Here is a 22,912-nt window from a genome sequence, read left to right as displayed (position 1 = left end):
AACCAAATCAAGTCAATGAAAACCAACCCATTCTCCCCCGTTCTGGCCATTTTTGCCGCCCTGCTCCTGTTTACCGCCGGTTGCAACGCACCCGCCAAAGAAACACCTTCCCAGACGACCGACGTGTCGACAATGACAACCGAACACAAGCAAGCGATTGAAAAGGAAATTTCTGGCCTTATCAAAGACTTCTTCCAGCAGGTCGAAAAACTGGACATTGAAAAGTGTATGACCTACTTTGAAAATACACCTGATTTTCAGGCCGTCAATCCCGATGGCACCCTGGGCGACTACGACGCGCTCAAAAAACTGAACGCAGAGGGGTTTAGCCAGATGAAGACGTTGAGTGTCGAGCCAACTAAGGAAGCGATTCGGGTTTTGACTGACTCGCTGGTACTTTATACGTTCTCGATGGAACAGAATGCAACGCTCAAAACCGGCCAGAAAATAAAGTTTGAGCACGTAGCAGGAACAATGCTCTTCACCAAAATCAACGGCGCGTGGAAAGCAACGTTTTACCACGAGTCGGCATCGGCACCTGTAGCAGTCAAGTAGCAAAGACTGAGCGCATATATAACCTATATCCTCGAAGCCATTTTTCTAGTAGATAGACCCATGAAAATTAACCAATTTATTCCTGTTTTTGCCGCCCTGATCTTGTTTACCGTCGGCTGCAATACCGCTCCACAAAAAGCAGATGAGAAACCAGCGGCTCAATCCGATGCACCGGAGTATTTTATGTTACGGCCCGAACTCGAAAAAGCTTATGGCTATTCCCATGCCGTTCGGATTGGCAATGAACTAAAAATATCGGGTGCTGTCAGTATGGACGAGAAAGGAAACCTGACGGCTAAGAGTGATCTGGGGCAACAAATGAAAAATTGCTACACCGATCTAGACAAAATTTTGAAGCACTATGGCTACACCTGAGACGACGTTGTGGTGGAGAATATTCTGACCACGAACATGCCCGAATTTGTGAACCAGTCGGCTTACCGAAATACAATCTACAAAAAGCAGTTTCCGACCGGGTCGTGGTTTGGCGTAAAGGAATTAGCCTTGCCCGGTCAGTTGATTGAGATTGAGTTAGAAGCCTATAAAGTGCGCTGATTCAGTCAAGCAGGTTAGATGATGAGCCTCATCGGTTTTTACAGATTCCTGCCTGAAGCTATTCAAAACCCTCCAGAACACATAGACAAGTGTTAGCCGCTATATCGAAATGACCTTTCCGCTCCCTGATACATTGGCAACCACAGGCTCCCTCAATCCAGTGCCTTCATTCATCAAAAACCGCATCGAGTCCATCGACGTACTGCGGGGCCTGATTAAGATCATTATGATACCTACAAGACAACGCATAAAGAGCAGTGGTGGCTGAGCTATCTGTAGAAAGTAAACAACCAAAACCCAGTCAACAGATGAACAAAAGTGAAAAAGTAAAAACAAGAACGGTTGTCATTCCTGACGATTTAGAAGCCGTTAAAAAATTATGGTTTGACTATTTAGTTTGGGGTAACGACAAAATGCAGGAACTCTATGGTGTCCATCCCCATAATCCCAAAGAAGCGGTTGAACAGGACATCCACCAGATTGACAAGTTTCAACCTCCTTACGGACAGCTAATTCTGGCCATGACGGTAAACTATGTGGACTTGGAAGCCTAAAACGTATCAACTCCGACATTGGTGAAATAAAACGAATGTTTGTTGATCCAGCCATCAGACGAATTGGGGCTGGACGAGCTATCCTTAACCGACTTTTAATTGAAGCAAAAAAAGTCGGTTATAATAAACTTCGGCTTGACAGTCCGAAGTTTATGGAAGCGGCTCACTCTTTATATAGAAGTGTTGGATTTCGTGACATTGAAGCGTATCCAGAAATGGAAATCTTCGCAGAATTTAAAGACTATCTGTTGTTTATGGAATTGGATTTAACCGACGACACTATATAAATCCGAACTGATAAGCCCAGCTTATAAGGCTGGGTATCGATTTTAAAACAGTCAAACTAATCAATCAAATTCATGAAAAAACTCCTGATTTCCCTATCTGCTCTTTGGTTGCTGGTTAACCTCAGCATGTCGGCCTCTGCACAGGCTCAGCAAACGGCAACGACTCAACTCAAAAGTATCCACCTGTTCGATATGCCGGCAGGTGTAACGGAGGCCCAGTTGTCGGCGGTGATTGGTGAGTTGAACACGGTCATTAAACGCCTGGGGTACAGTAACGCCGGATACACGCTCTACAAAGTAGCCGGAAAAGGAGCCGACAAATACCACTACTTCTTCGAGGGCAATTGGCCCAATAACGAAGCGTACCAGAAAATCCACGACGACAAATCGTTTCAGGAAGCCGATAAAAAATTGGGTACGGTGTACGAGAAAATAAAAGCCGTTGAACTCTACCGTCGCTTAGTGAGGGTACCCTAAATCGCCAAAACCAAACCAATGAAAACCAATCCATTTTCCCGAATTCTGGCCATTGTTGCCATTACATCTGTCTGTGTTACCGGTTGCAACGCCCCCGCCCAAAAACAGGAAATTGCAACCGAGCAGGTAGCGGCTAAACCCGATATGGCCGCCATCAAAACGGAGATTCAAGCCATTGAAACCGAATGGGCCAATGCCACAACAGCCAGGGACATCGACAAGGTAATGGCACTCTACGCAGACGATGCCATAGAAATGGCCGATGACGAACCCATGTGTGTGGGAAAGGCGGCAATCCGGCAGGTGTTGCTCAAAAGTATGAAAGCGCGTAAGGCCGGGACTACGGTTTCCTACGAGACGATGGACGTGTACGGCGATGGCAACCTGGTGACCGAAGTCGGAAAGACAACGGTCAAAGACGCAGCTGGCAACGTAGTGAGCACCGGCAAATACATGGGCATTTTTGAAAAACGCGACGGAAAATTCATCTGCATCCGCGATATTAACAACGAGGATCAGAAGGACAAGTGAAGTAGCTTGGGCTAAAGAACCGGTCAGCATGAATGGATACGTTGTTTTTAGGTGGCTCCTCCTGCTATTGTGCCTGTCCGCGTCCGCCGGGCAGGCACAATCCACGATGCTTTACTTCAACGAACCCCCCAAAGAAACGCTGGGCCGCAACCGAAATCAATTAAGCATTAATCGATTCTTTACCGACCGCGACGATTTTCTTTGGTTCGTCAGCGGAAGTGGACTGTGCAGGTACGATGGCCATGAGATCGTAACGGTGCGTTCCGATCCGGCGGATTTGAACTCCCTCTCCTCGGGGCGGGTGGCGGATATGATTCAGGACGAGCGAGGTACGTTCTGGATAACTACCCGCGACGGGGGCCTTAATGCCTACAATCAACAAACGGGCAAAGTGACCCATTTTCAGCACCTGCCAACCAACAACACCAGTTTATCGTCGGATAAGCTCCGGTTTCTTCAACGCGATGAATCCGGTTATCTCTGGATTGGGAGCGATTATGGTATGAATCGGTTCGACCCCCAAACGGGCCGTACGGTCCGTTTTTTGCCCAAACCAGGCAAGCTAGGGCAGCTGCAGGGCAACCCGCTGTCGCCTATTCTGGTTGAATCGCTGGGCCGGGCCACGTCAGGCCGGGCCACGCAAGGCCACGCCAAACCGGGCCAATCCAGGCCGGGCTATGTTTACGTTTGCACAACGGCCGGGTTCGAGCAGTTTGACCGAACCAGTAACCGTTGGCGGTGCTTTCCGACGGTAAATAAACTAGGGGTACCCGTCATCAACGCCACTGATGAACTTAATGTGATTAACGGCCTCTGCAAAGATCGTCGGGGCAAGATCTGGATGGGAGTTCCGGACCAAACCGGGTTGCGGGTTTTTAACCCTAAAACTGGTCAAATCAATTGGTTCGATCGGCGAACGGCCGACGGCAAACCCATTCCGTTTCCAAAAGTGATTCTGGAAGATCGGGTGGGGCGGCTTTGGCTTTGCTGCGACAACGACATCTTCCGCATTTCAGCCGACCGGACCGTCGTGGAACAATGCACGCCCGTAGCCATCAGCAATGGGGAACAACTCAAGGAATTGGTAACGCTGTATGAAGATAGACAGGGGTTAATCTGGCTGGAGAGAACAAGCGACAAAAACCCACTTTTTTTCGACCCCCGACAGGAAAGTCACCCCAACATTCAACTGCCGACGTTGGACATCCCCTCCGGCACGTCTGCCTGTGCAGTACCGATCCGACCTGTGACCGAGGGTCTGATGCCCGACTCGGACGGTTTCATCTGGATCAGTACCGATCTGGGCCTGATTCGCTATAATCCGGGCCAATCCCGGCCGGGCCCGGAAGAGATGAAGATTGTACTGAAACAACCCTTTACTTATTTCACCAGCCCACTGCCAGCTGTGACCGGAACCAGCTTTGATCGCTACCTGCTTGTAGGCGCGGAGGCTGGCCTGTTCGTTTACGACAAAAAAACGGGTCGTCTCACACCCGTCCGTTTAGATAAAACTGGGCGTAATACGATCCCGAATGCCATCGCTTCGGCCCTTGATCGGGATGAGGACCTTTGGATTTCAACCTGGGGGAAAGGACTTTTCCGCATTCCAAAGGGCAGCTTATCGGTCGAGACAGGGCTGGTGAGTACCTATGAACAATGGAAAAACGACCCTACCAATGCCAACAGTCTATTATCGAACACGCTGCAAAAGATTGCGGTCGATGCCCAGAACACGGTGTGGGTGTGCGGATCTGCTCACGGCCTCAGTCGGGTAAATAAACGAACCCGGCAAGTGCAGCGGTTTGTGCTCCGCCAAGGCGACCCTTATGGACTGGCCAGCAACTACACCTTTTCGCCCCTGATTGATAAACAGGGTGATGTATGGATAACGAGTGGGTATTCCGCTCCCTTACAGAAGCTGTCGGTCAAAACCGGGCGATTCAAAAAATATGGCATCACCAACGGGTTTACGGATGATTATTTTGCCCACGCTACCCTCGACAGGACTGGCAAAATCTGGTTCAACCAACATCAGGTGGTATCCTGTATTGACCCCCTTACGGAGCGCGTAACCACGTTTCCGCAGTTTGTGGGCAACTCCGTTTACTCAACGCCCATTATATCACTGCCTAAAACCGGCGAAGTATATTACGGTTGTCAGACCTATTTACGGCGGTTTGGGCCAAACGTCACCGCCCAGATCATTACCAAAGCTTCGTCGCCCCTGAGGTTGATTGGAGTTTCCTGGTTCGACATTGACGGGACGCAATCCATGCGTCTTCTGCCCCCGGATCGCTGGCGAGCCAATAAGTTGGCATTGTCGCACCGGGAAAACACGGTAGAACTAAAATTTGCGCTGCTGGATTACCGTAATACCAGCAGTCGTGAATATTCCTATTCCCTGACCGGACCGAATGACGAGCCACAATGGGTAAGCATCGGCCTGAAAAACACCGTCAATTTTGCCCAGATGAAGCCAGGAACGTATCTGTTTCACCTGAAAGCCCGCAACAGCGACGGGGTCTGGAGTGAACTGGCAACACCCTTGCGCATCGGTATCAGCCCGGCCTGGTGGCAAAGCCCCTGGGCTTATGGGTTTTATTCACTGTTGTTCTTACTCGGTTTTTGGTACCTGATGAAGGCCCGTCTACGGGAACAAGCTCGTGAGCTGGCCTTGCAGGAAGCGGTAGTCATTAAACAGCAGCGCGACGAGATTGCTCAAAAAAACGCCCAGAACGAACTCCTGCTGAAAGAGATCCATCATCGGGTCAAGAATAATCTGGCCGTGGTGTCGGGTTTGCTGGCGTTACAGTCGGCTAAAGTCACCGACCCGAACGTAAAAGCAGCCATGCAGACCAGTCAGAACCAGGTGCAGAGCATGGGTATCCTCCACCAGAAACTTTATCAGGGAAACCAATTAGGGACGATCGAAATGCGCGATTATTTTAAAAACCTGAGCGAAAGCATCCTCCATTCGTTCGATGCCGCCGGCCGCATTACCATCGATTGTTCGATGCCTGAACTGGTGCTGGATATTGACACCGCGATTTCCATAGGACTGCTAACGAACGAGTTACTGACTAACTCGCTTAAATATGCGTTTGTCGGCAAGGACAACGGCACTATTCGCATCAGTCTAACGCGGATGGACAACGATTCATTGCTGCTGCAAGTGGCCGACAATGGTATCGGCAAGCAGCCTGCCGAGGCCGTCAAAGAAACGGGCTTCGGGACCCAGTTGGTGGACTTGCTCACCTTCCAGCTTGATGGTATTCTGACCTACGAACACCAGGACGGGACGCTAGTCAAACTCCAATTCAAAAGATCGGCCACTGTCTGATTCCGGCCAAATCCGGACCTGACCCTGGATCGTTTGGTCATCGGGTATACAACGGCTAGTATTCGGGCTATAAAGCCGTGCTACGTACTTTCTTATGTGTTCAGTAAGGGTGATACCACCGCCATTTTCATCCCACTCACAACCATGATTACAAGATCATTAGGCACTAAATTGCTTTTGCTATAGTTGAATAGGTTCTAAAAATGAGATCCAAAAAGGTTGATTTGTCAGAAGGTCACATCGTACTTCTGGGCGAACTGCCTATTTTATAGCAGTTACATTTTTATTGACAGTACACAAAAGCATACCTTTTTGAACCGAATACACTTCAATGAAAACGACGATTAGACTTTAGGTCAATAAGTCAGGTCACAAGTAAATATTGATTTGAGTATAAACCGATGTGATGGTGGAAAAATTAATCGTTTCACGAAAAGGAGTGTTAAAATAGAATGAGGCTTGTGGATGGTACGTCTCATAAATCGTCAGTACCGTCGATCTTCTCTAATTCACTTGATCGAAAGGCACTCTTTCTTTCCAACCTAACCTGGGCTACCTACCCATTATTTTTTTCCAGTCATACCGGCTTTTCGAGGCCGTATGTCGCTTGGCTAAATTGGCCAACATGCTCTTCAATTCCGCCCTGGCTACCCAATGGCCGTTGACAAAAACGCCGGCAATCTTTCGGGTATTTTTTATATCCTCCAGCGGATTGGCATCCAGCAGCACCAGGTCGGCCCATTTTCCGACTTCAATCGTTCCGCCTACGCTGTCAATCCCAAGCCAGATAGCGGGTAGCCGAGTGGCCGAAGTCAGCACATTTCCAGGTGACAAGCCGGCTTGTTGTAAAAGCGCCAATTCATCATGCAGGGAAAAGCCGCCAACTACCCCCGAAACGCCGGCGTCCGTTCCGGCAACCACCGGTACACCAACTTCTGTAAACGCCCGTATTAATTGCCTGTGGAAGTGGATCAATTTTTCAAAATAAGCAACCCGTTCTGCACTGGCGTTTCGATTGTAATTGTTGGCGGTCAACCATTTACTCTGAATCAGTGGATGCACATAGGCAAGCGTGGGCAAGCTTTTAATACTGTCCAGGGAACGGACCTGATCGGCAATCCGGACGATGGCGGTTAACGTGGGCGTTACCCAGGTTCCGTTTCCTTTTGCCAGTAGCGCAAATCGCCTGGCTTCCTGATCACTAAAATCCTTTGCATGCTTTGAAAACTCCTCGGCATGAGCAACCATCCCAAAGTGTGGCACAAACGCTTGCTCAAGTCTTCCCTGAAACGCATTCGGAATATGCCCCACCGTCTTTAATCCGAGTCTATGGGCTTCGTCGACAATGGCCACAAACGTTTCGGAAGTCAGCTGCGAATAGACCTTAATCAAATCATATCCTTCCGCTTTTGCATCCCGAACCGCCTGCCGACCGTCTTCTTCTGAATTCGCGGTTCGGCCCGGCCCGGTGCCACCATTGATGAGCGCAGCTAAGGCCATACGGGGTCCAATCACATAACCTTTTTCGATTTCCTTCCGTTGCCCAAAGGATTCCATGGTGGCATTCAGGTTTACAATAGTGGTCACCCCGTTTGCAAGGTACGGCGTCATGACGTCCTGCGTGTTGAAGGTAATGCTCGGTGGCTGGGTAGGCAATCCTGGACGAACTGAAAAATCGGTCGGCAGATGAACGTGCATATCAATCAGTCCAGGGATAAGCCATTTGCCTTGTCCATCAACGACCACTGCCTCTTTAGGAACTGATCCGTTCAGGGATTCAATCTGACCGTTTTTGATGACGACCGTCGCCTGATAGATTATTTTAGTGGGTGAGGTCATGGGAATGACGTTCACGTTTCTGATCACGAAATGGGTAGGCTGGGCCAGATCCGGTAGTCTTGAAGTAGCAGCACGAGGCACCCATGCCCAGAGAATGATTGCCAAAAATAGGCTAACGAAAACAGTGTTTTTCATTGTCGGCACTGCTGAAGGAAGCGATTGCGCTTTAATGTACTACTTTTTTGTTACACCATAATCTCCTATGGAGGCAAACGCCCGTTTTAAAATGCAGCTATATGAAAACCTCTTCGTCTCAAGTTTTGAGCATTTTGTGAGAATAAATCAGGGGATAGAATAGGGTATGCCAGTTGTCTCAAATGCCCCTGTAGGAGTTTGCACAGGTAAAGTATTGGAATCGGATGGCCGAAGCCAGGGAGAGGAAAACGAGCTTCAAATTAATAATTATAGCTTTCTGAGCTGATCATTTTTCAACACTATAAGAGCCTCATCCGGGATCAACATATCGGGTCAATTAGGATTAAGAAATTGGTTCTATAGAACTTGTAGATGGTTCTCGCTGAGCACTTGAACAGAACCCTATACCGAAAAGATGCGGTTCTCCATGTGCATCTTGTAGCATGGTTGCCTGCGCCCGCAACCTTGCCCTTGTGCCTTATTTAATTTAGGGGGCTAAGACATTAAACTAAAAGCATGCTCAGTCGTTCATAGTACATCGGTTTACTCAGCGCTACCTTATTAGAACTACTGACCTATATGACCCTAAATTATATCCGGCGTGGTGCTGGCAAACCGCTGTTACTGCTCCATGGCCTTGGTAGTTCCCTGAAGACCTGGGACCTTATTTTGGATGAGTTGTCTTCCCAGCGGGATGTAATTGCCCTAGACCTCCCCGGTTTCGGCCAATCGCCTGCCCTAAACGGGGAGGTATCTATTCCCACCCTGGCCGATGCGGTGACCGACTTTTTAACCCAGCACCAGCTCTTGGGTATTGATGCCGTGGGCAATTCGATGGGCGCGCGTCTGGTGCTCGAACTAGCCCGGCGGGGCAATGTGGTCGGCGCTGTCGTATCTTTGGATCCAGGTGGATTCTGGCAAGGCTGGGAGGTACCCTATTTTTATCAGTCGATTCGTCTATCGGCTCAGTTATCCCGCCTTATCCAACCGATTTTACCGCCCCTTGTCGGCAATCCCATTAGCCGAACGCTGCTGCTCGCTCAATTTTCTGCCCATCCCTGGACGGTCCCAGCCCGGGCAGCGCTCAATGAATTTCGGGCGTTTTTACCCACCCCCAGCTTTACTAAGCTGCTAGATAGTCTGGCTTATGGTTCCCCCCAACAGGGAGCTCCGGTTGGCTCCATCCCCAACCTGGTCATTGGCTGGGGGCGTCAGGACCGAATTTGTCCGCCTAGTCAATCCAAGCTGGCCTTAAAACGGTTTCCCGACGCTCACTTACACTGGTTTTCGAACTGTGGCCACTTTCCGCAACTGGATGTGCCTGCTGAGACGGTTGCACTGATTCTGGCTGTTACAGATGGACGCTATAGCCCTCAATTTCCAGTCCCTAGGTTGGTGCAGCCTTCTATATCTGTAGAGAAAATCTTTATAGGTTTGAGTGCTGCGGTTCTCGTAGTGGGTCTGGTTCTCGCCTTCGGTGGAAAAAAAAAGCCTCAAACGTGATGACGTGGTTACTTATTTTACCAGCTACAGTCTGGACCTGCTACGTTTGACTGGAGACTTTTTCTGGGCAAACTTGGGGTATAAACTTCAATATGACCATGATTAAACGACGTGTGTTCGACGAAGCCTTCCGAGAGATGGCCGTTGAGTTGTCTTATGCAAAAGGGTCGATTCAAGAGGCCGCTCGTGAATTGGGTGTTGATCCAGGGCGAATTAGCAAATGGAGACAACGGCACAAAAAAACCGATCAAGTTTTGCCCCCTACCTCCACGCTTACTGACGAGCAACAATTGATCAAACGCTTGCAACGGGAGCTTAGAGAAGCTCAAATGGAACGTGATATTTTAAAAAAGGCGGTCAGCATCTTCTCCAAGGGCGACGGGAGATATTCCGATTCATAAAGGAACATGCCAGCGAGTTTTCCGTTGAGAGGATGTGTAAAGTACTCCATGTGAGCAGTAGCGGTTATTACTATTGGCGTGAACATCCAGTTGGTGCCAGGCAACAGAATCAGAGCCAGTTAGAGATCCATATCCGACGTGTGCACAAACAGAGCGAATGCCGCTACGGCAGTCCCCGGATTGCCGATGAGCTCCGTGAGCAGGGCATCAAAGCGTCACATAACCGTATTGCCAGACTCATGCAGAAGGCGGGTATTCGCAGTATCATGTATAAAAAGTATCGGGTACAGACCACTGAATCCAACCATGACTATCCCGTGGCTAAAAACTTGTTGAATAGAGAATTTACGGCGAATAAACCAAGGCAAAAATGGGTATCCGACATCACGTATATCGCTACTGACCAAGGATGGCTCTACCTGACAGCAATCTTAGATCTGGCTGACCGAAAAGTGGTAGGCTGGGCCTTGAGCGACGGCCTCAAAGCGGTGGAAACCAGTGTGGCAGCTTGGCGCATGGCCCTCAAAAACAGAGTAATCGATGGTTGTCTTTTATTTCATCGCTCCGGCGACCCGGTCAGATCGGGGCATTCAATATGCCTGTGCTGAATTTAGAGATGAGCTACAGGATTTGCCGGTAGAGCAAAGCATGACGGGGCCGCCCGGCGGTCGAAAAGGAAATTTTTGGGACAACGCGGTTGCCGAGAGCTTTTTTAAGACCCTCAAAAGCGAGTTGGTCAATCATACTCACTTTGAAACGCGAGCAGCGGCTCGATTGGCTGTTTTTGAGTATATCGAGGGGTGGTACAATCGTCGACGGAAGCATTTGGTATTGAATTACCGTACGCCCAGTCAACAAGAATCTTATTTTTATACTGCCCCAATGGCCGCCTAAAAAATCTCCACTATACTATTGCAAGTCCACAACCCGGACAATCCCCGCATCATCACAATGGGCAATTATCCCACTAAACAGGCCGTGTACGGCGCGGCCATTTCCGTGTACAACTCGGTTATCATGAAACGTTCGTATCTATACCGCGCGCGAAAGTTCGCCTTGTTTCTCGATGAGCTGCCGACGGTCTACGTAATGGGCCTGGAAGATTACATTGCCACGATTCGCAAGCACAAAGGCTGCGTCTGGATGGGCATTCAGGATATGGAACAGTTGGTGAAGAATTACGGCAAGCAGTCGGCGGGTGTTATCACCAACACCGCCGGGACGGTGATGGTGGGATTGGTCAATGGCTCGACCGCTGAGCGGATCTCCAGGATGTTCGGCAAAACCGAACAGGATAATTATTCAGCCAGTTTCAACAAAAATACTTCCGTCAGCTATAGCACCCAGGCAAAAGACCTGCTCCCTCCTTCCAAAATAATGAGCCTTTCACAAGGGCAGATCGTCGGTAAATTCGCGGACCGGTTTGAGTCACCGATCGATTTAAAACTCTTTTCGGGACACATGGTTGTACCAACCATTGAGCAAACCTATACGGAGATGCCGGTGAAAGTCGATGTGAGTCAGGAGGAAATGAATAAAATGGTGCGTGATAACGCACTCAGAATAAGGAATGATATTAAAGCTGTTCGGGATTACTGTGCCTCAACTTACTACGCGTCAGGCATAAACAAAAATATTTTTATACGAATAGATGATTACACCTTCAGGGGGGGGGGGCTCGTCGGGGACCTCCTTTTTCTGTTTATAGAAGCTTTGATACGTCGTACCAATATCGATATTTTCCTTTTCAAAATAGGCAAACATTAATTTGATGTTCTTGAAAAGAATCACTTTGGTCTTATTGAAGTTGTTTAGACTAATGTAAAAGATTCCCAACAGAGTTTGAATTTTGTGGTGTCGAATCATAAAATAGCAAACCAGTGGGAATCTTAAGTAAACATACCATCCAGACGTGGATTTTACCGCATCTGAGTGTGGGGAAACGTGGTTTTGAAAGTAAAGTACCTCTTGGGGAAGTGGTTGAAGCCATTCTTCATCGATTGAAAACAGGATGTCAATGGCGAGAGTTACCCGTTAAACAATTCTTTTCCGGTCAGTTATTGACTTGGCAGGGCGTGTTCTACTATTTTAATAAATGGACCAAGCAGGGCTGCTGGCAACGGATGTGGATCGAACTGTTAAAAGCGAACCGACGGTATTTAGACCTTTCCTGCATGCAATAGGATGGCAGTCATACGCCCGCTAAAAATGGCGGACAATCGATTGGTTATCAGGCCAGAAAGTCAGCCAATACTACGAATTGCTTATTTTTGTCTGATAACCAAGGTGTTATGATGGCTATATCGTCACCCCAGGAGGGTAATCACCACGACCTGTTTGAAATACAAAGCTTGTTTGATGAACTGTGCCAAGTCTTAACAGCCGCTGGCATTTCTTTGAAAGGGCTTTTTCTCAATGCAGACCCTGGATTTGATTCGCAAGATTTGCGTCAAAAATGCGCTGACTACGAGATAGAAACTAACATTAAACCCAATACTCGGAATGCAAAAAAGCAGCCGCAGCAAGATCCCTACTTTGATGAAATGCTATATCGACATAGAACGGTTATTGAACGGGCGAATGCTTGGTTAGATAGTTTTAAGGCACTTTTGGTTCGATTTGAATGCAAAGCGGCCAATTGAGCAGCCTTCCATTGGATCGCCTTTGCGGTCTTATTTTTACGCAAAATCAACAAAAAAGAAAAAGTCTAAACAGCTTCATTAATAGAAGTTATCTCGCAGAGTTGAGCGGAGGAAATTAGAGAAAACAACCCCTGCGTATCTCTGATTTCCTCCGCTAAACTCTGCGAAATGATTCCTAGTTGGGCGTGTACTCCAGCAACTGGTTATCCTGGTTGATGAAATAGGCTTTTTCGTTCAGGCTGGTACCGACGGTGAACCGGTTTCCCAGGGCATTGTAGGTATGCCACTGGCTGGTGCCGGGCGTAAAACTGATGAGTTGGCCGGTGCTGGTGATGATATACCCCGTATTTTTGAGGGGGAAAGCCTGATGCGCCCAAGTTAGATCATAACCCGTTGCCGGGGTTTTGAACTGATTTGACACCACCAGAGCGAGACCGGTCCCGGTTTCTGTACCTTCAAATTCGTAGAGGTCGTGGGCTTCTACTTCTTTCTGAAGGGCATCATGTTGATAAAATGGATCAAACGTGCCGGACCGCTGTACACTGCCACCCCCGGTATACACGTGATTGCCGATTGAAAAACCAAACCCCTTTTTACGCAGGACGCTATATAAGGTTCGTTCGTTCAACGGTTGATCAGACGTCATCGGGAAGGTTGATGTTCCCAGGATGGTGATGGTTGCTTTCTGCCAGCCGTTAACGGCATCATTCACGAGTCCGTCCTGGTTCCATCGTACGAACGTATTGGCAGGGGTACGGTAAGTGCCCCAGAGTGAAAGTCCTTTTTCCCCAAAATGAAGCGATGTGGCACCGGTTCCCATGCGGGGAGTAGGTAAAACCACGGTTTGCCAGCTATCCGTGGCCGGGTCATATTCGTAAATATCTGTGGAATAAGCTTCTAAATCAAAACTGGAAGCGGGATTCAGTTCTCCGGTGGTGGATAAACCGACATAGAGTTTGTCGTTGACGGTGAAGTACGTAAGTCCGGATTCCAGTTTGCCGGGAAAATCTTTTTTAGCTTTCCAGGTATTCGTAGCAAAATCATACTGCCAGAGTTTGGTCAGAAGAGCAGGCGATGTGCCATTTCCGGTACCGGCATACAGGTTGCCCTGCAGGTTGACCATGAAAAGGGGAGGAGAAGTGGGTAAACCGGCCAGGGTGCGCCAGGCACTGTCGGGGTCCAGATGATCCCTCAGGCAACCGCCCAAAAAAAGCGTGATGGCAAGCAGACTGAGTACCGTAAAATAGCGTAGCATGGCAAATGGAAGTTAAGTTGTTCGGTTTCTTCCTGGCAATATCCGTAAATGACGTATGGTATACAGATTTGCTAATTGCCTGTAAATGTGGGGGTTTTGGAGGTTGTATAGCCTGATTTTCGTTAGGGGGTCGTATGATTCCCAGCGGTTTTTTCAGATGACAAAAATCAGTTGTGGTTTGTCTATTATTCCGCCGGAAGGGTTGCCGGGCTGTTGACGAAACCCGCTTTGACATACTGCCCGTTTTAGGGTACGTCCAGCGCATCCACTTTGTCCGGATGAAGTCGCCGGGGTGGATTTCTTCTGAGCTTTCTGGTGACCTTTCGCCAGGGTAGTGGAGCCACCGGATAGGATCGACCTTTTGGTATATTGTTGACAATCAGGGCGATTGTTAGCAGGATGAGAACGCCGGTCATGACGGGGGCTACGGTATATCCGAAGCCTAAACTTTTGATTTTTTCTGAACCAATGTTGGCGATCAGTGCCGTGGCTCCGGCCGGCGGGTGCATGGTTTTGGTGATCTGCATACCCACAATGGATAGCGAAACGGCCAGAGCGGATGCCAGCCAAATCTGGTCGGGAACCAGCTTCTGGATGGCAACGCCAATCAGGGAAGCCAGCAAATGTCCTCCGACCAGGTTTCGGGGTTGCGCCAGGGGGCTATGGGTTGCTCCGAAAATTAAGACGCACGAAGCCCCGAAAGAACCAATCAGAAAAACATCGTCCTGCGGGGTAAAGCGCGATTGCTGAATCAAACCCAGGGATGCGATGGCCGTAAAAGCACCCAAAAAAGTCCAGAAATGATCGACGGGTGCCAGAATTGTTTGACGGTAGAGGACGTAACGGGCAATGCGATAGCGACGCTTAAATCTTTTTTTCACAAACGGAAGAGTACGTACAAGGCGCCCCTGAAATCAGGGCCTAAGAAATCAGGATACAAATATCGTCACCAGACCTGACATCGCGCAAGTCTGGTGATACTTTCAGGATAAAAACGCGACCATCAGATCGATTTCCAGCACCCTGGCGATCTTCAACAGGGTTCCGATGGTTACCTGTTGTCCCTTTTTTTCATACTTATTAACGGTAGAGATCGACACGCCCAGTTTCAGGGCCAGATCGCTCTGGGTGAGATCGGCTTTTAAGCGGGCATCCCGAATCAGGTTCCCCACCTGTTGCAAGGAGGGGTCCTGATCGGTCGCTTTTACCACGATGGAAGTGGAATGAACCAGGGTACTTCGATTTTTCGGTTGATTCGGATGCACGTTTCAGGAGTGGATTGTTCCCGGGCCGGGGTCATTAAAGTGATAAATCACCGGCGGCTTCGGGTTGATACAAAATGGCGTCGATCTGGATTTTGACTGTTCGGGCCGGGGTCGAAAAACTGATTAAATCACCTTTTTTACAGCCCAGCAAAGCGGTGGCCAGTGGGGCGAAGATCGAAATCTGGCGCTGGGAAATATTCGCCTGTTCGGGATACACCAGCCGGATGTTCAGCGTATGCTGGTTGTCGAGATACCGGATTTTTACCAGGGAGTTCATGGTCACCACATCCGCCGGAATGTCGGAGGGCTCCAGCAATGTGGCCTGACTCACGCCCAGCAACAAGGTTCGGATGTGTTTAAAAGAAGCGGTCGGATCGGATTTGGCTTGCACCACCCGATCGATCAGTCGTTGATAATCCAGCGTATTTATGATTAAATTTTTCATGTCTTAACCGGTTTTAAGGAGTTGAAAGAATCGTTTCATCCGGCCCGGCTCCTGTCTGTTAATTGAGGTGCCAGGCTTTCGGATCACGATCCCGGAGGTTTACGTTATACAGGGTGCTGAGAATAAGCAGTCCCATGATGATCGCCACGGCCACCTGTAAAGTGGAGTTGGCATAAAAGTGAAGGGCTTCGGTATGGGATCTTTTTCTGAATTCCTGCCCGACAACCGACTGAATGCGCGCCAGGTCATGCAGATGGGTTATGCCCTGCTGGAAGAGAACCGCTCCGGTCCCGTTGAAGGCGTTAAGGGCCGCTTCGGTTTGGCCGGAAGTCCACTGGCGCAAAATGGTCTGCTCCAGTTGTCGGTAGTTGGACAGCACGGTTTTGATGGCCAGCAGACTCGTTTTTTCGTCAGCCACCAGACTCGTCTTCTCGAATTGATCGATGAGTTGCTGGATACCGGTATCATACTGTTTCAGCTTCTTCCGGATGATTGTGGGAGAACCGGTATGGTGCGAAATCAGCATGGTTTCCAGCAAATGCCGCCGGGCGTGAAATTTTTCACTCAGATATACCATGTCGACTGCGGGTTCCAGTCGGTCGGCATACACCGAACCCAGCGCCTGATCCATCTCCCGCATTGTATTGCGCATACTCAGCGACGTAAGTATAACCACCACCATGACGGGCAAAAGCAACAGCGTTGCCTTGATTTTTTGCTGAATGATTCCGGATCTGTTCATACGTACGCCCTTTCTTTTAAAAAGTTGCTTTTTAATTTTTACAACTGTAAATTTACAACTGTAAAAATAGAAAACAAATAAAATGACGTATATCAGCGCACAGCCCCAATTGACCAATTCCTGGGACGACATCTGTTATCCGGTGCAGCCTGTCTGGTTAACCGACCTATTGCCGGATTACGACATTGTAGCAACCGATCGGCAGCAATTGATCGTTGGGCAGGTGAAGGGGGGGCGGAAGACCATCTTTGGCATTCAGAGTGCCGATTATTCCATTATTCCCAATGCGGTGATCCGGGAGGTGGTCGATGCGCTCATTCCGCAGTATACGCTCCTGATCAAATATACGCCAACCGGAGAATTCAACATCAACATTGTGTTGCCGGAGGTGTTTATGCTGGGCGGGGAGCCGCTGCAACGCTGTCTGATCTTAACCAACAGCTACAACGGGAAAACGCCTTTCAGCATTCAGGGGCAATCGTTGATGGCTCTGCTGGACCCGATGGTGGCCCTGCGCAGCAGCATGTTCCGGAAGCTGTGTCAGAATGGTTTGCTGGGCTGGGCCGATCACTTCGATCAAGTGTCGAGCTACCAGGCCTGGCTGGGGCAGTGGTCGGGAGAAAGCGCCAAGGGGCGTTCGTCCAAAAACCGCCCGGCCGAAAACCGATCCGACCGGCCCGGCCCGGCCATCCGCAAAATTCACCACAGTCAGCTCACCATCGACGTCTTCCGGCAGCACCTGCATAATCTGCTGGTCGACCACCTCAAACCGGAGCTGACGCTGACCACCACCGTCTATTCGCAGTTGCAGCAAACGGAAATACCGGGCCGTCCCAACGAAATCGTACGGGAGTTGCCCATTCCGGTACAACTGGCCAAACAAGCCTACGAGCGACTGCGGACGGAAGAACAATTGCTCCATACGGGGCCGTCGCTGTGGTTGCTGTACAACGCCGTCAATTATGCCTTGTTCACCAGCCGCAGCAGCCTGACACTCAACGACCGTTACCGGCTGGACGAACGGGTGTTTCATCATCTGGCCACGCGGGCCTATGCCTGAACGGCTTGAAAATCAAGGGAATGGTTTCGGGAATGATCCCGGCAAGATTCATTTAAAGTAAGAGTTATGATGAAACGTGTGGCAGTTTTAACATCAGGCGGGGATGCGCCCGGGATGAATGCCTGCATCCGGGCGGTGGTCCGGGGAGCCGCCTACCATGGCATTGAAGTGATTGGCATCCGCCGGGGCTACAGCGGATTGATTCTCGGGGATGGTATTCCACTGACTTCATCGACCGTCAGCAACATCATTCAACGTGGTGGAACCATCCTCAAATCGGCCCGTAGTCCTGAATTCAGGACGGTTGAAGGCCGGAAAAAAGCGTACGATTACCTCACGAGTCTGGCGGTCGATGGCCTGATCGTCATTGGTGGAAATGGCACCTTCAAAGGAGCTTTGCAATTCGTCGACGAGTTTTCGTTTCCCGTCATTGGCGTGCCCGGAACCATCGATAATGACCTGTTTGGCACGGATTATACCATTGGCTACGATACCGCCGTGAACACCGCCGTGGAGGCTATCGACAAAATTCGTGACACGGCGGATTCGCACGAGCGCATCTTTCTGATTGAGGTCATGGGCCGCGATTCGGGCTACATTGCCATTCAGTCGGGCATTGCGGGGGGCGCCGAGCGGGTGCTGCTTCCGGAAACCGGCGTATCGGTTGCAGAACTCATTGCAGGACTCCAGCAGGGCCGGAATGGTTCACAATCGTCGGCCATCCTGGTGCTGGCCGAAGGGGAGGGAAGAGGGACGGCAACGGTGGTCGCCGAACAAATCAGGAAACAGCCCGGTATTGAATTGGATTTGCGGGTAACAACCCTGGGACACATCCAGCGGGGAGGGGCGCCGAGTGCCGGTGATCGGATTCTGGCGAGCCGGTTGGGGCTGGGAGCGGTAGAAGGCTTGTTGAAAGGTAAAAAGAATGTGATGGTGGGCGTGGTTAATAATGGATTGGTTTACAGTGATTTGCAGGAGGCTGTTTCCCGTTCCAAACCCATTAGCGAGGAGTTGTTGCGGCTGGTCACGATCCTGAATGGTTCGGCGTCACCTGACACTCGCGACTGAAATACCGTCGTTGTTTAAAAAACGGTCGGCACAAAATTGGGGAGGGGTGTAAGGGTACAAACGGAAGTCATACCCATTGATCAGCAGATTTTACTGGGGATAATCCCAAATTTATTTTTAAAGGCCCGACCAAAATAATTGGGGTCGTTAAAGCCAACCTCGAAGGCCGCTTCGTTCACGCTCATACCACCTTCGAGCAACTGCCGGGCCAGCCCCAGGCGATAGTCGTTCAGGTATTCTTTGGTGCTCAGGCCGGTGAGGGTTTTCAGTTTTGTATGAAGCTGCGACCGGCTGCAATTCATCTGCCTGGCCAGTTCATCGGCGGTTACCTCTTTATTTTTATACTGTTGGTTCACCAGGGCGGCAAACTTCAGCACAAATTCCTGGTCTTTGTTTCGCCGGGGCAGGGCACCCCGTAAGGAACCAGCCAGGCTGTCTGTTAATTTAGTTTTCAGCAACGAAACGGTATTCAATTGATTGCCAATGATCAAATCCAGTTCTTTCAGACTAAACGGTTTGCCGATGTATCCATCTGCACCATTGTTCAGCCCCTCGATGATTTTTTTGTCATCTTCATCGTCCAGTAACAGAATAACCGGAATGTGCTGAGTCTGAGGGTTTCTTTTTAGCACCAGGCATACGCTCCGGTGTTCTTTATCGTGTATATCGCTATCGCACAGAATAATTTCAGGCAGCATCGTTTCGGCTTTCTTCAAGGCTTCGTTGAAGGTGTTTGCCACACTAATGCGGTAGATTTCACCATAATGGCGTTTCAGAAACTGAGCCAGCTCCTTCGAGCGTTCGATAATCAGCAGATTGGGTTTATCGCTCCGTAAGGATTCATCGGCCGGAGGGCTCAGCCACTCCCCATCCGGCAGCAGACTTACCTCCGGTGAGTCCACAATATGCTGGCTGATGGAATGCTGGAGTTTAGCACCCGGGGTGATTTTGCTGACGGGTGTTTTCTGAATCGGAATCTGGAGCGAAAGTCGGCTTCGATTGTTGGCGTCGAAAACAGACACCCGGCCGGCCTGTAATTTGAGCAGGCTGAAGGCCAGGAGGATACCGATGTTGAGGGAGTTGTCCTGCCCAAAAATCTCTTCAGAGTTTCCGGCATATTGATAGCTGGTTTCAATACTGGTCAAAAGTTCCGGTTGCCCCTCGAAGGTGAAGGTTAACCGCAATTCGGCCGGTTCACATTCCGTCGTATTCACAACCTCAACGTCGAAGTTCAGTTCGTCCCCTTCGGTCAACTGGTCGATCAGGTAAAAGAACACATTGCCAATGATCATTTCCAGCTTTCCGGCATCGAAGGAGGCCATCAGATAGGGGGGCGAAAAGGTGAGCCGCTTCTGAATCTGCCTTGCCCGCAGCAACGGGTCGAATCCTTTCAGGGTTTCTTTGATAAAAGCGATAACATCGGCGTCGGTGCGGTGAATTTTCTGAATTTCGTGGCCCGTTTTCCGGAGTTCCGTAATCTGGTCGATCAGCGCCTGCAACCGGCGGGCGTTTTTCTTGATCACGCTGTAATTCGTGGCCGAATCGGCCCGCCAAGCCTGATTATTTTGAATCAGTTCGTCAATCTCCGCAATAATCAGCGTAATGGGGGTCTTGAACTCGTTCGAAAGAAACGTGAAGAAGTTCAGCTTCTGCTGGTTTAATTCCCGGCTTTTTTCCCTTTCGACCCGCTCCACCTGCACGGCCATTTTCTGGCGGTTCAGGTACGTGATGATTCGCCGGTAGACCACCAATAAACCAATGCCAAACAGCGCGTAGAGCAAATAGGCATAGGTGGTACGCCAGAAGGGCGGTTTCACAATCAGCCGGAGTGTCCGTTCGGTTGGCGACAAATCGCCGTTCGATTGAAAGGACCGGACATGGAACGTGTATTGACCGGGAGAAAGATTGGTATAGGTCTGCGAGTTTACGGTGGTTTTCGGCCCCCAGGTTTCTTCAAAGCCTTCGAGGTAATAGGTGTAATAATTCGTTCGTTTGGAGAAATAATTGATAGCTACAAAATCCAGCGTAATTACATTTTGTGCGTAATTAAAGACGAGTTCGCTGGTTTCGTCAAGGCGTTTGGTGAGCATCATTTCGCCATCGGCCCGCACTTCTTTATTGAATAGTTTTAGGTCCGTGAAATAAACCGGCGGGTCAAAAACGCGTTTCGTAATGTTGTCGGGATTGAAATAGCAAAGGCCGTCCACGCTACCGAAATACAGATAACCCTGCCGGTCTTTTAAGGCCGATTTAAAATTGAACTGCGTGGCCTGAAGCCCGTTGCTGCCGTCGAAAAGACGATGCGTTTGCTGGTCCGGCTTGTAGGACAGCAAACCGTTGTTGGTCGAAAACCAGAAAGTGCCGTGGTTATCCTCCAGCGTTTCATAGACGGTCTGGTTTAACAACTGCGCTTGTACCGGGTGGGGAACAAACTTTTTCTGTCGGTAATTCCATTGATAAACCCCCGCATTCAGGCTGCCAAACCACATATTATGGTTTGCGTCTTCGTAAATACTGATGATCTGATTGCCCCGCAAAACGGGCGTATTGCCAGCGTGGAAATGGGTTAATTGGTCAAGGACGGGTTCATATTGGTACACTCCCGAGTTTTCGGTAGCAAACCAAATCCGGCCCGACGCATCGCCCATGATATCAATGATAAACGGAGTACCTAACGCATTGGGTTTAAACAGCCGAAAGGTGCCCGTTTTCTCATCAAAAATATTGACTCCCTTCGTCGTACCTACCCAAAGACGGCCGGTTTTGTCGTGAAACAGGGAATTGACAAAATTGCTGGCCAGCGAGGTAGAGTCGTCCGCATTGTGGAGAAACACGCGCTTTTTTCCCGATACCGGGTCGATACGGTTTAGCCCTCCCAAAAATGTCCCCACCCAGGCCGCCCCCGACTTGTCAATCGAAATTGCGTGTACATTGTTGTCACTCAGTCCATTATCCTGGTTGTGGTAGGTGTAGCGGCCGGTTGCCCGATCCTGAATGCTGATGCCTCCGTCTTCGGTTCCGATCCAAAGCCGTTCCTGCCCGTCGATGGCTAGCTGGCTAATGGCCTTCCCCGCAATGGTTTGCCCGTCGGTGGCCGGAAACAGATGTTCGAATGAAATTCCGACGGGCTTGGTATAATTGACACCCCCAAAATATGTACCCAGCCAAACCATTCCGTCCCGGCTGACGAAGCTTGAATAAACCGCCCGGTCGGTTAGCCCGTAAGGCGAGGCTGTAAATGATTTATCATATCCCTGCACCATCCGACGCTGACTGTCGATCATCATTACGCCCGATTCGCCACCAATCCAGACATTGCCGGCCTGGTCTTCAGAAACCGTGCGCATGACCCTCACCCGGTCTTTGACCAGCCGAACAAACCAATCCATTGGCCTGAACGTCATCGTCTTTTCATCCAACTGCAACAGATTGGTTTCTGTATTGAGCCAGATAGCCCCCCGCCGGTCTTTAAAAAGTTTGTGATCGCGGAACGTAAATGCTTTTTTAGGGTTTCCGCCTTCGATTGCCAGGGAGACAATGGTTTCACCGGCCCCGTTGATGACACAGGGCGTGTTGTTTTGCAAAATCAGAAAAGAACCTTTCCGGTATTCATGAATTGCATGGACGTTCTGTGACGGCAGAATGCGACGGACTGACCCATTTTTTGACAGAATATACAGCCCGTCCCGGCAGCCAACCCACAGTTCGCCCGATGATACCCGCTGAATGACAGAAATATTGACCGGACTTTTCCCCAGCGACACCGGTACAAACTCATCTTTATCGAAAAGATAGTTAAACAGACCACCGGCGGTTCCCACCCATAGTTCATCCCCAACCGCATACAGGCATCTGACACGGGTAGATTCAGTGTAGGGGTTAAAGGCATTCAGCGGATAATTTTTTATCTGTTGGCTATCGTAACGGCTAACGCCACCCCGCGTACCGAACCAAATAAAGCCTTTGTGGTCCTGGGTAATGCTAAATACACTATTGTGCGACAAGCCCTGCTTGGATGTAAGTGCGTTAAAATAAAATTTTTGGGCCGTGCTCTTCGGAGAGAATAGGGTTAATAGGCTGAAAATCAGACTGGTGAATTTAATGGTAGGCAGCAGGAAATAGCCTCTTTTTTGCGTCGCCATAAATTCAGCTAGATGTATTGTGATTCGCACAATTCTTCAGAATAGGATATTAACAGGCAAAAATTGAACAACTGTCCTGGTTAATTGATCAAAAGTAAAGACGACGCCGTTCTCTA

23 protein-coding genes and 1 pseudogene are annotated in these 22,912 nt (G+C 49.6%); 17 read left to right on the top strand and 7 right to left on the bottom strand.

All coding sequences use genetic code 11. From position 1 onward, the window contains the following. The first annotated feature begins 15 nt into the window (after positions 1 to 15). From ACS5NO_RS15105 to ACS5NO_RS15070, 8 genes are all read left to right on the top strand, one after another. Positions 16 to 555: a nuclear transport factor 2 family protein gene (locus ACS5NO_RS15105; RefSeq protein ID WP_439415929.1), complete on the top strand. Its 540-nt coding sequence runs from the start codon at positions 16 to 18 to the stop codon at positions 553 to 555. A 60-nt stretch (positions 556 to 615) separates the two neighbouring features. Beyond that, positions 616 to 930, top strand: coding sequence for a RidA family protein (locus ACS5NO_RS15100; RefSeq protein WP_439415928.1), 315 nt, complete (start codon positions 616 to 618; stop codon positions 928 to 930). Between the two features lie 9 nt (positions 931 to 939). Further along, a complete protein-coding gene (locus tag ACS5NO_RS15095; RefSeq protein ID WP_439415927.1) occupies positions 940 to 1,110 on the top strand; it encodes a hypothetical protein in 171 nt (56 codons plus the stop codon). A 308-nt stretch (positions 1,111 to 1,418) separates the two neighbouring features. After that, a complete protein-coding gene (locus ACS5NO_RS15090; RefSeq protein WP_439415926.1) occupies positions 1,419 to 1,664 on the top strand; it encodes a hypothetical protein in 246 nt (81 codons plus the stop codon). A 5-nt stretch (positions 1,665 to 1,669) separates the two neighbouring features. Continuing rightward, complete coding sequence (locus tag ACS5NO_RS15085; RefSeq protein ID WP_439416154.1) at positions 1,670 to 1,951, top strand: GNAT family N-acetyltransferase; 282 nt, start codon at positions 1,670 to 1,672, stop codon at positions 1,949 to 1,951. A gap of 72 nt (positions 1,952 to 2,023) precedes the next feature. Next, positions 2,024 to 2,428 carry a hypothetical protein gene (locus ACS5NO_RS15080; protein ID WP_439415925.1) on the top strand — a complete coding sequence of 135 codons (405 nt, stop codon included), beginning with the start codon at positions 2,024 to 2,026 and terminating at the stop codon, positions 2,426 to 2,428. A gap of 18 nt (positions 2,429 to 2,446) precedes the next feature. Next, a complete protein-coding gene (locus ACS5NO_RS15075; protein ID WP_439415924.1) occupies positions 2,447 to 2,959 on the top strand; it encodes a YybH family protein in 513 nt (170 codons plus the stop codon). Between the two features lie 28 nt (positions 2,960 to 2,987). Next, positions 2,988 to 6,299 (top strand): histidine kinase dimerization/phosphoacceptor domain -containing protein, encoded by a 3,312-nt coding sequence (locus tag ACS5NO_RS15070; RefSeq protein ID WP_439415923.1) that lies wholly within the window; start codon positions 2,988 to 2,990, stop codon positions 6,297 to 6,299. A gap of 552 nt (positions 6,300 to 6,851) precedes the next feature. Here the strand turns inward: ACS5NO_RS15070 and ACS5NO_RS15065 are convergent. Then, the gene (locus ACS5NO_RS15065) at positions 6,852 to 8,273 is read right to left on the bottom strand and encodes an amidohydrolase family protein (RefSeq protein WP_439415922.1); all 1,422 of its coding nucleotides are present in this window, start codon (positions 8,271 to 8,273) and stop codon (positions 6,852 to 6,854) included. Positions 8,274 to 8,852: 579 nt separating this feature from the next. Between ACS5NO_RS15065 and ACS5NO_RS15060 the strand changes: the two genes are divergently transcribed. The 7 genes and pseudogenes from ACS5NO_RS15060 to ACS5NO_RS15030 all read left to right on the top strand — a co-directional run. After that, positions 8,853 to 9,776, top strand: coding sequence for an alpha/beta fold hydrolase (locus tag ACS5NO_RS15060; protein ID WP_439415921.1), 924 nt, complete (start codon positions 8,853 to 8,855; stop codon positions 9,774 to 9,776). 98 nt (positions 9,777 to 9,874) lie between these two features. Next, positions 9,875 to 10,177: a transposase gene (locus tag ACS5NO_RS15055; RefSeq protein WP_439415920.1), complete on the top strand. Its 303-nt coding sequence runs from the start codon at positions 9,875 to 9,877 to the stop codon at positions 10,175 to 10,177. Then, entirely contained in the window at positions 10,162 to 10,785 is a 624-nt protein-coding gene (locus tag ACS5NO_RS15050) for an IS3 family transposase (RefSeq protein WP_439416153.1), read from the top strand. The genes ACS5NO_RS15055 and ACS5NO_RS15050 overlap by 16 nt, the downstream gene beginning before the upstream one ends. Next, positions 10,718 to 11,071 (top strand): IS3 family transposase, encoded by a 354-nt coding sequence (locus ACS5NO_RS15045; RefSeq protein ID WP_439415919.1) that lies wholly within the window; start codon positions 10,718 to 10,720, stop codon positions 11,069 to 11,071. Before ACS5NO_RS15050 ends, ACS5NO_RS15045 begins: the two co-directional genes overlap by 68 nt. 57 nt (positions 11,072 to 11,128) lie before the next feature. Beyond that, complete coding sequence (locus tag ACS5NO_RS15040; RefSeq protein WP_439416152.1) at positions 11,129 to 11,944, top strand: type IV secretory system conjugative DNA transfer family protein; 816 nt, start codon at positions 11,129 to 11,131, stop codon at positions 11,942 to 11,944. Positions 11,945 to 12,057: 113 nt separating this feature from the next. Beyond that, positions 12,058 to 12,360: a transposase gene (locus ACS5NO_RS15035; protein ID WP_439415918.1), complete on the top strand. Its 303-nt coding sequence runs from the start codon at positions 12,058 to 12,060 to the stop codon at positions 12,358 to 12,360. A gap of 24 nt (positions 12,361 to 12,384) precedes the next feature. After that, a pseudogene (locus ACS5NO_RS15030) lies at positions 12,385 to 12,819 on the top strand (transposase family protein); the annotation flags it as partial. Positions 12,820 to 12,994: 175 nt separating this feature from the next. Here ACS5NO_RS15030 and ACS5NO_RS15025 read toward each other — a convergent pair. The 5 genes from ACS5NO_RS15025 to ACS5NO_RS15005 all read right to left on the bottom strand — a co-directional run bounded on the left by ACS5NO_RS15025 (position 12,995) and on the right by ACS5NO_RS15005 (position 16,526). After that, positions 12,995 to 14,074 (bottom strand): Kelch repeat-containing protein, encoded by a 1,080-nt coding sequence (locus tag ACS5NO_RS15025; RefSeq protein ID WP_439415917.1) that lies wholly within the window; start codon positions 14,072 to 14,074, stop codon positions 12,995 to 12,997. A gap of 245 nt (positions 14,075 to 14,319) precedes the next feature. Beyond that, the gene (locus ACS5NO_RS15020; RefSeq protein ID WP_439415916.1) at positions 14,320 to 14,955 is read right to left on the bottom strand and encodes an HPP family protein; all 636 of its coding nucleotides are present in this window, start codon (positions 14,953 to 14,955) and stop codon (positions 14,320 to 14,322) included. Between the two features lie 102 nt (positions 14,956 to 15,057). Further along, on the bottom strand, positions 15,058 to 15,339 hold the full coding sequence (locus tag ACS5NO_RS15015; protein ID WP_439415915.1) for a helix-turn-helix transcriptional regulator: 282 nt from the start codon (positions 15,337 to 15,339) through the stop codon (positions 15,058 to 15,060). Between the two features lie 34 nt (positions 15,340 to 15,373). Next, positions 15,374 to 15,784 (bottom strand): GreA/GreB family elongation factor, encoded by a 411-nt coding sequence (locus ACS5NO_RS15010; RefSeq protein ID WP_439415914.1) that lies wholly within the window; start codon positions 15,782 to 15,784, stop codon positions 15,374 to 15,376. Between the two features lie 58 nt (positions 15,785 to 15,842). Next, positions 15,843 to 16,526, bottom strand: a complete 684-nt coding sequence (locus ACS5NO_RS15005) for an MCP four helix bundle domain-containing protein (RefSeq protein ID WP_439415913.1) — start codon at positions 16,524 to 16,526, stop codon at positions 15,843 to 15,845. An 82-nt stretch (positions 16,527 to 16,608) separates the two neighbouring features. Here ACS5NO_RS15005 and ACS5NO_RS15000 point away from each other — a divergent pair, with 82 nt between their 5' ends. Beyond that, the gene (locus ACS5NO_RS15000; RefSeq protein ID WP_439415912.1) at positions 16,609 to 17,586 is read left to right on the top strand and encodes a hypothetical protein; all 978 of its coding nucleotides are present in this window, start codon (positions 16,609 to 16,611) and stop codon (positions 17,584 to 17,586) included. Positions 17,587 to 17,655: 69 nt separating this feature from the next. Then, entirely contained in the window at positions 17,656 to 18,654 is a 999-nt protein-coding gene (pfkA, locus tag ACS5NO_RS14995; RefSeq protein ID WP_439416151.1) for a 6-phosphofructokinase, read from the top strand. A gap of 80 nt (positions 18,655 to 18,734) precedes the next feature. Here the strand turns inward: pfkA and ACS5NO_RS14990 are convergent, their stop codons facing one another. Next, positions 18,735 to 22,796, bottom strand: a complete 4,062-nt coding sequence (locus ACS5NO_RS14990; RefSeq protein WP_439415911.1) for a two-component regulator propeller domain-containing protein — start codon at positions 22,794 to 22,796, stop codon at positions 18,735 to 18,737. Positions 22,797 to 22,912: the final 116 nt, after the last annotated feature.

Origin of the sequence: Larkinella fluvii (genome assembly GCF_051857545.1) — a bacterium.
In the GTDB taxonomy this organism is placed as follows: Bacteria; Bacteroidota; Bacteroidia; order Cytophagales; family Spirosomataceae; genus Larkinella.
Note: the sequence above shows the minus strand (reverse complement) of the source record. Positions and strands in the feature narration are given on the sequence as shown.

Bases quoted from the DNA above. Each gene is read 5' to 3' on its own strand.
- ACS5NO_RS15080 (WP_439415925.1), top strand. From the start codon at position 2,024: ATGAAAAAACTCCTGATTTCCCTATCTGCTCTTTGGTTGCTGGTTAAC.
- ACS5NO_RS14990 (WP_439415911.1), bottom strand. From the start codon at position 22,796: ATGGCGACGCAAAAAAGAGGCTATTTCCTGCTGCCTACCATTAAATTC.
- ACS5NO_RS15025 (WP_439415917.1), bottom strand. From the start codon at position 14,074: ATGCTACGCTATTTTACGGTACTCAGTCTGCTTGCCATCACGCTTTTT.
- ACS5NO_RS15105 (WP_439415929.1), top strand. From the start codon at position 16: ATGAAAACCAACCCATTCTCCCCCGTTCTGGCCATTTTTGCCGCCCTG.
- pfkA (WP_439416151.1), top strand. From the start codon at position 17,656: ATGAAACGTGTGGCAGTTTTAACATCAGGCGGGGATGCGCCCGGGATG.
- ACS5NO_RS15060 (WP_439415921.1), top strand. From the start codon at position 8,853: ATGACCCTAAATTATATCCGGCGTGGTGCTGGCAAACCGCTGTTACTG.
- ACS5NO_RS15045 (WP_439415919.1), top strand. From the start codon at position 10,718: ATGGTTGTCTTTTATTTCATCGCTCCGGCGACCCGGTCAGATCGGGGC.
- ACS5NO_RS15090 (WP_439415926.1), top strand. From the start codon at position 1,419: ATGAACAAAAGTGAAAAAGTAAAAACAAGAACGGTTGTCATTCCTGAC.
- ACS5NO_RS15010 (WP_439415914.1), bottom strand. From the start codon at position 15,784: ATGAAAAATTTAATCATAAATACGCTGGATTATCAACGACTGATCGAT.
- ACS5NO_RS15000 (WP_439415912.1), top strand. From the start codon at position 16,609: ATGACGTATATCAGCGCACAGCCCCAATTGACCAATTCCTGGGACGAC.
- ACS5NO_RS15065 (WP_439415922.1), bottom strand. From the start codon at position 8,273: ATGAAAAACACTGTTTTCGTTAGCCTATTTTTGGCAATCATTCTCTGG.
- ACS5NO_RS15075 (WP_439415924.1), top strand. From the start codon at position 2,447: ATGAAAACCAATCCATTTTCCCGAATTCTGGCCATTGTTGCCATTACA.
- ACS5NO_RS15100 (WP_439415928.1), top strand. From the start codon at position 616: ATGAAAATTAACCAATTTATTCCTGTTTTTGCCGCCCTGATCTTGTTT.
- ACS5NO_RS15055 (WP_439415920.1), top strand. From the start codon at position 9,875: ATGATTAAACGACGTGTGTTCGACGAAGCCTTCCGAGAGATGGCCGTT.
- ACS5NO_RS15040 (WP_439416152.1), top strand. From the start codon at position 11,129: ATGGGCAATTATCCCACTAAACAGGCCGTGTACGGCGCGGCCATTTCC.
- ACS5NO_RS15005 (WP_439415913.1), bottom strand. From the start codon at position 16,526: ATGAACAGATCCGGAATCATTCAGCAAAAAATCAAGGCAACGCTGTTG.
- ACS5NO_RS15070 (WP_439415923.1), top strand. From the start codon at position 2,988: ATGAATGGATACGTTGTTTTTAGGTGGCTCCTCCTGCTATTGTGCCTG.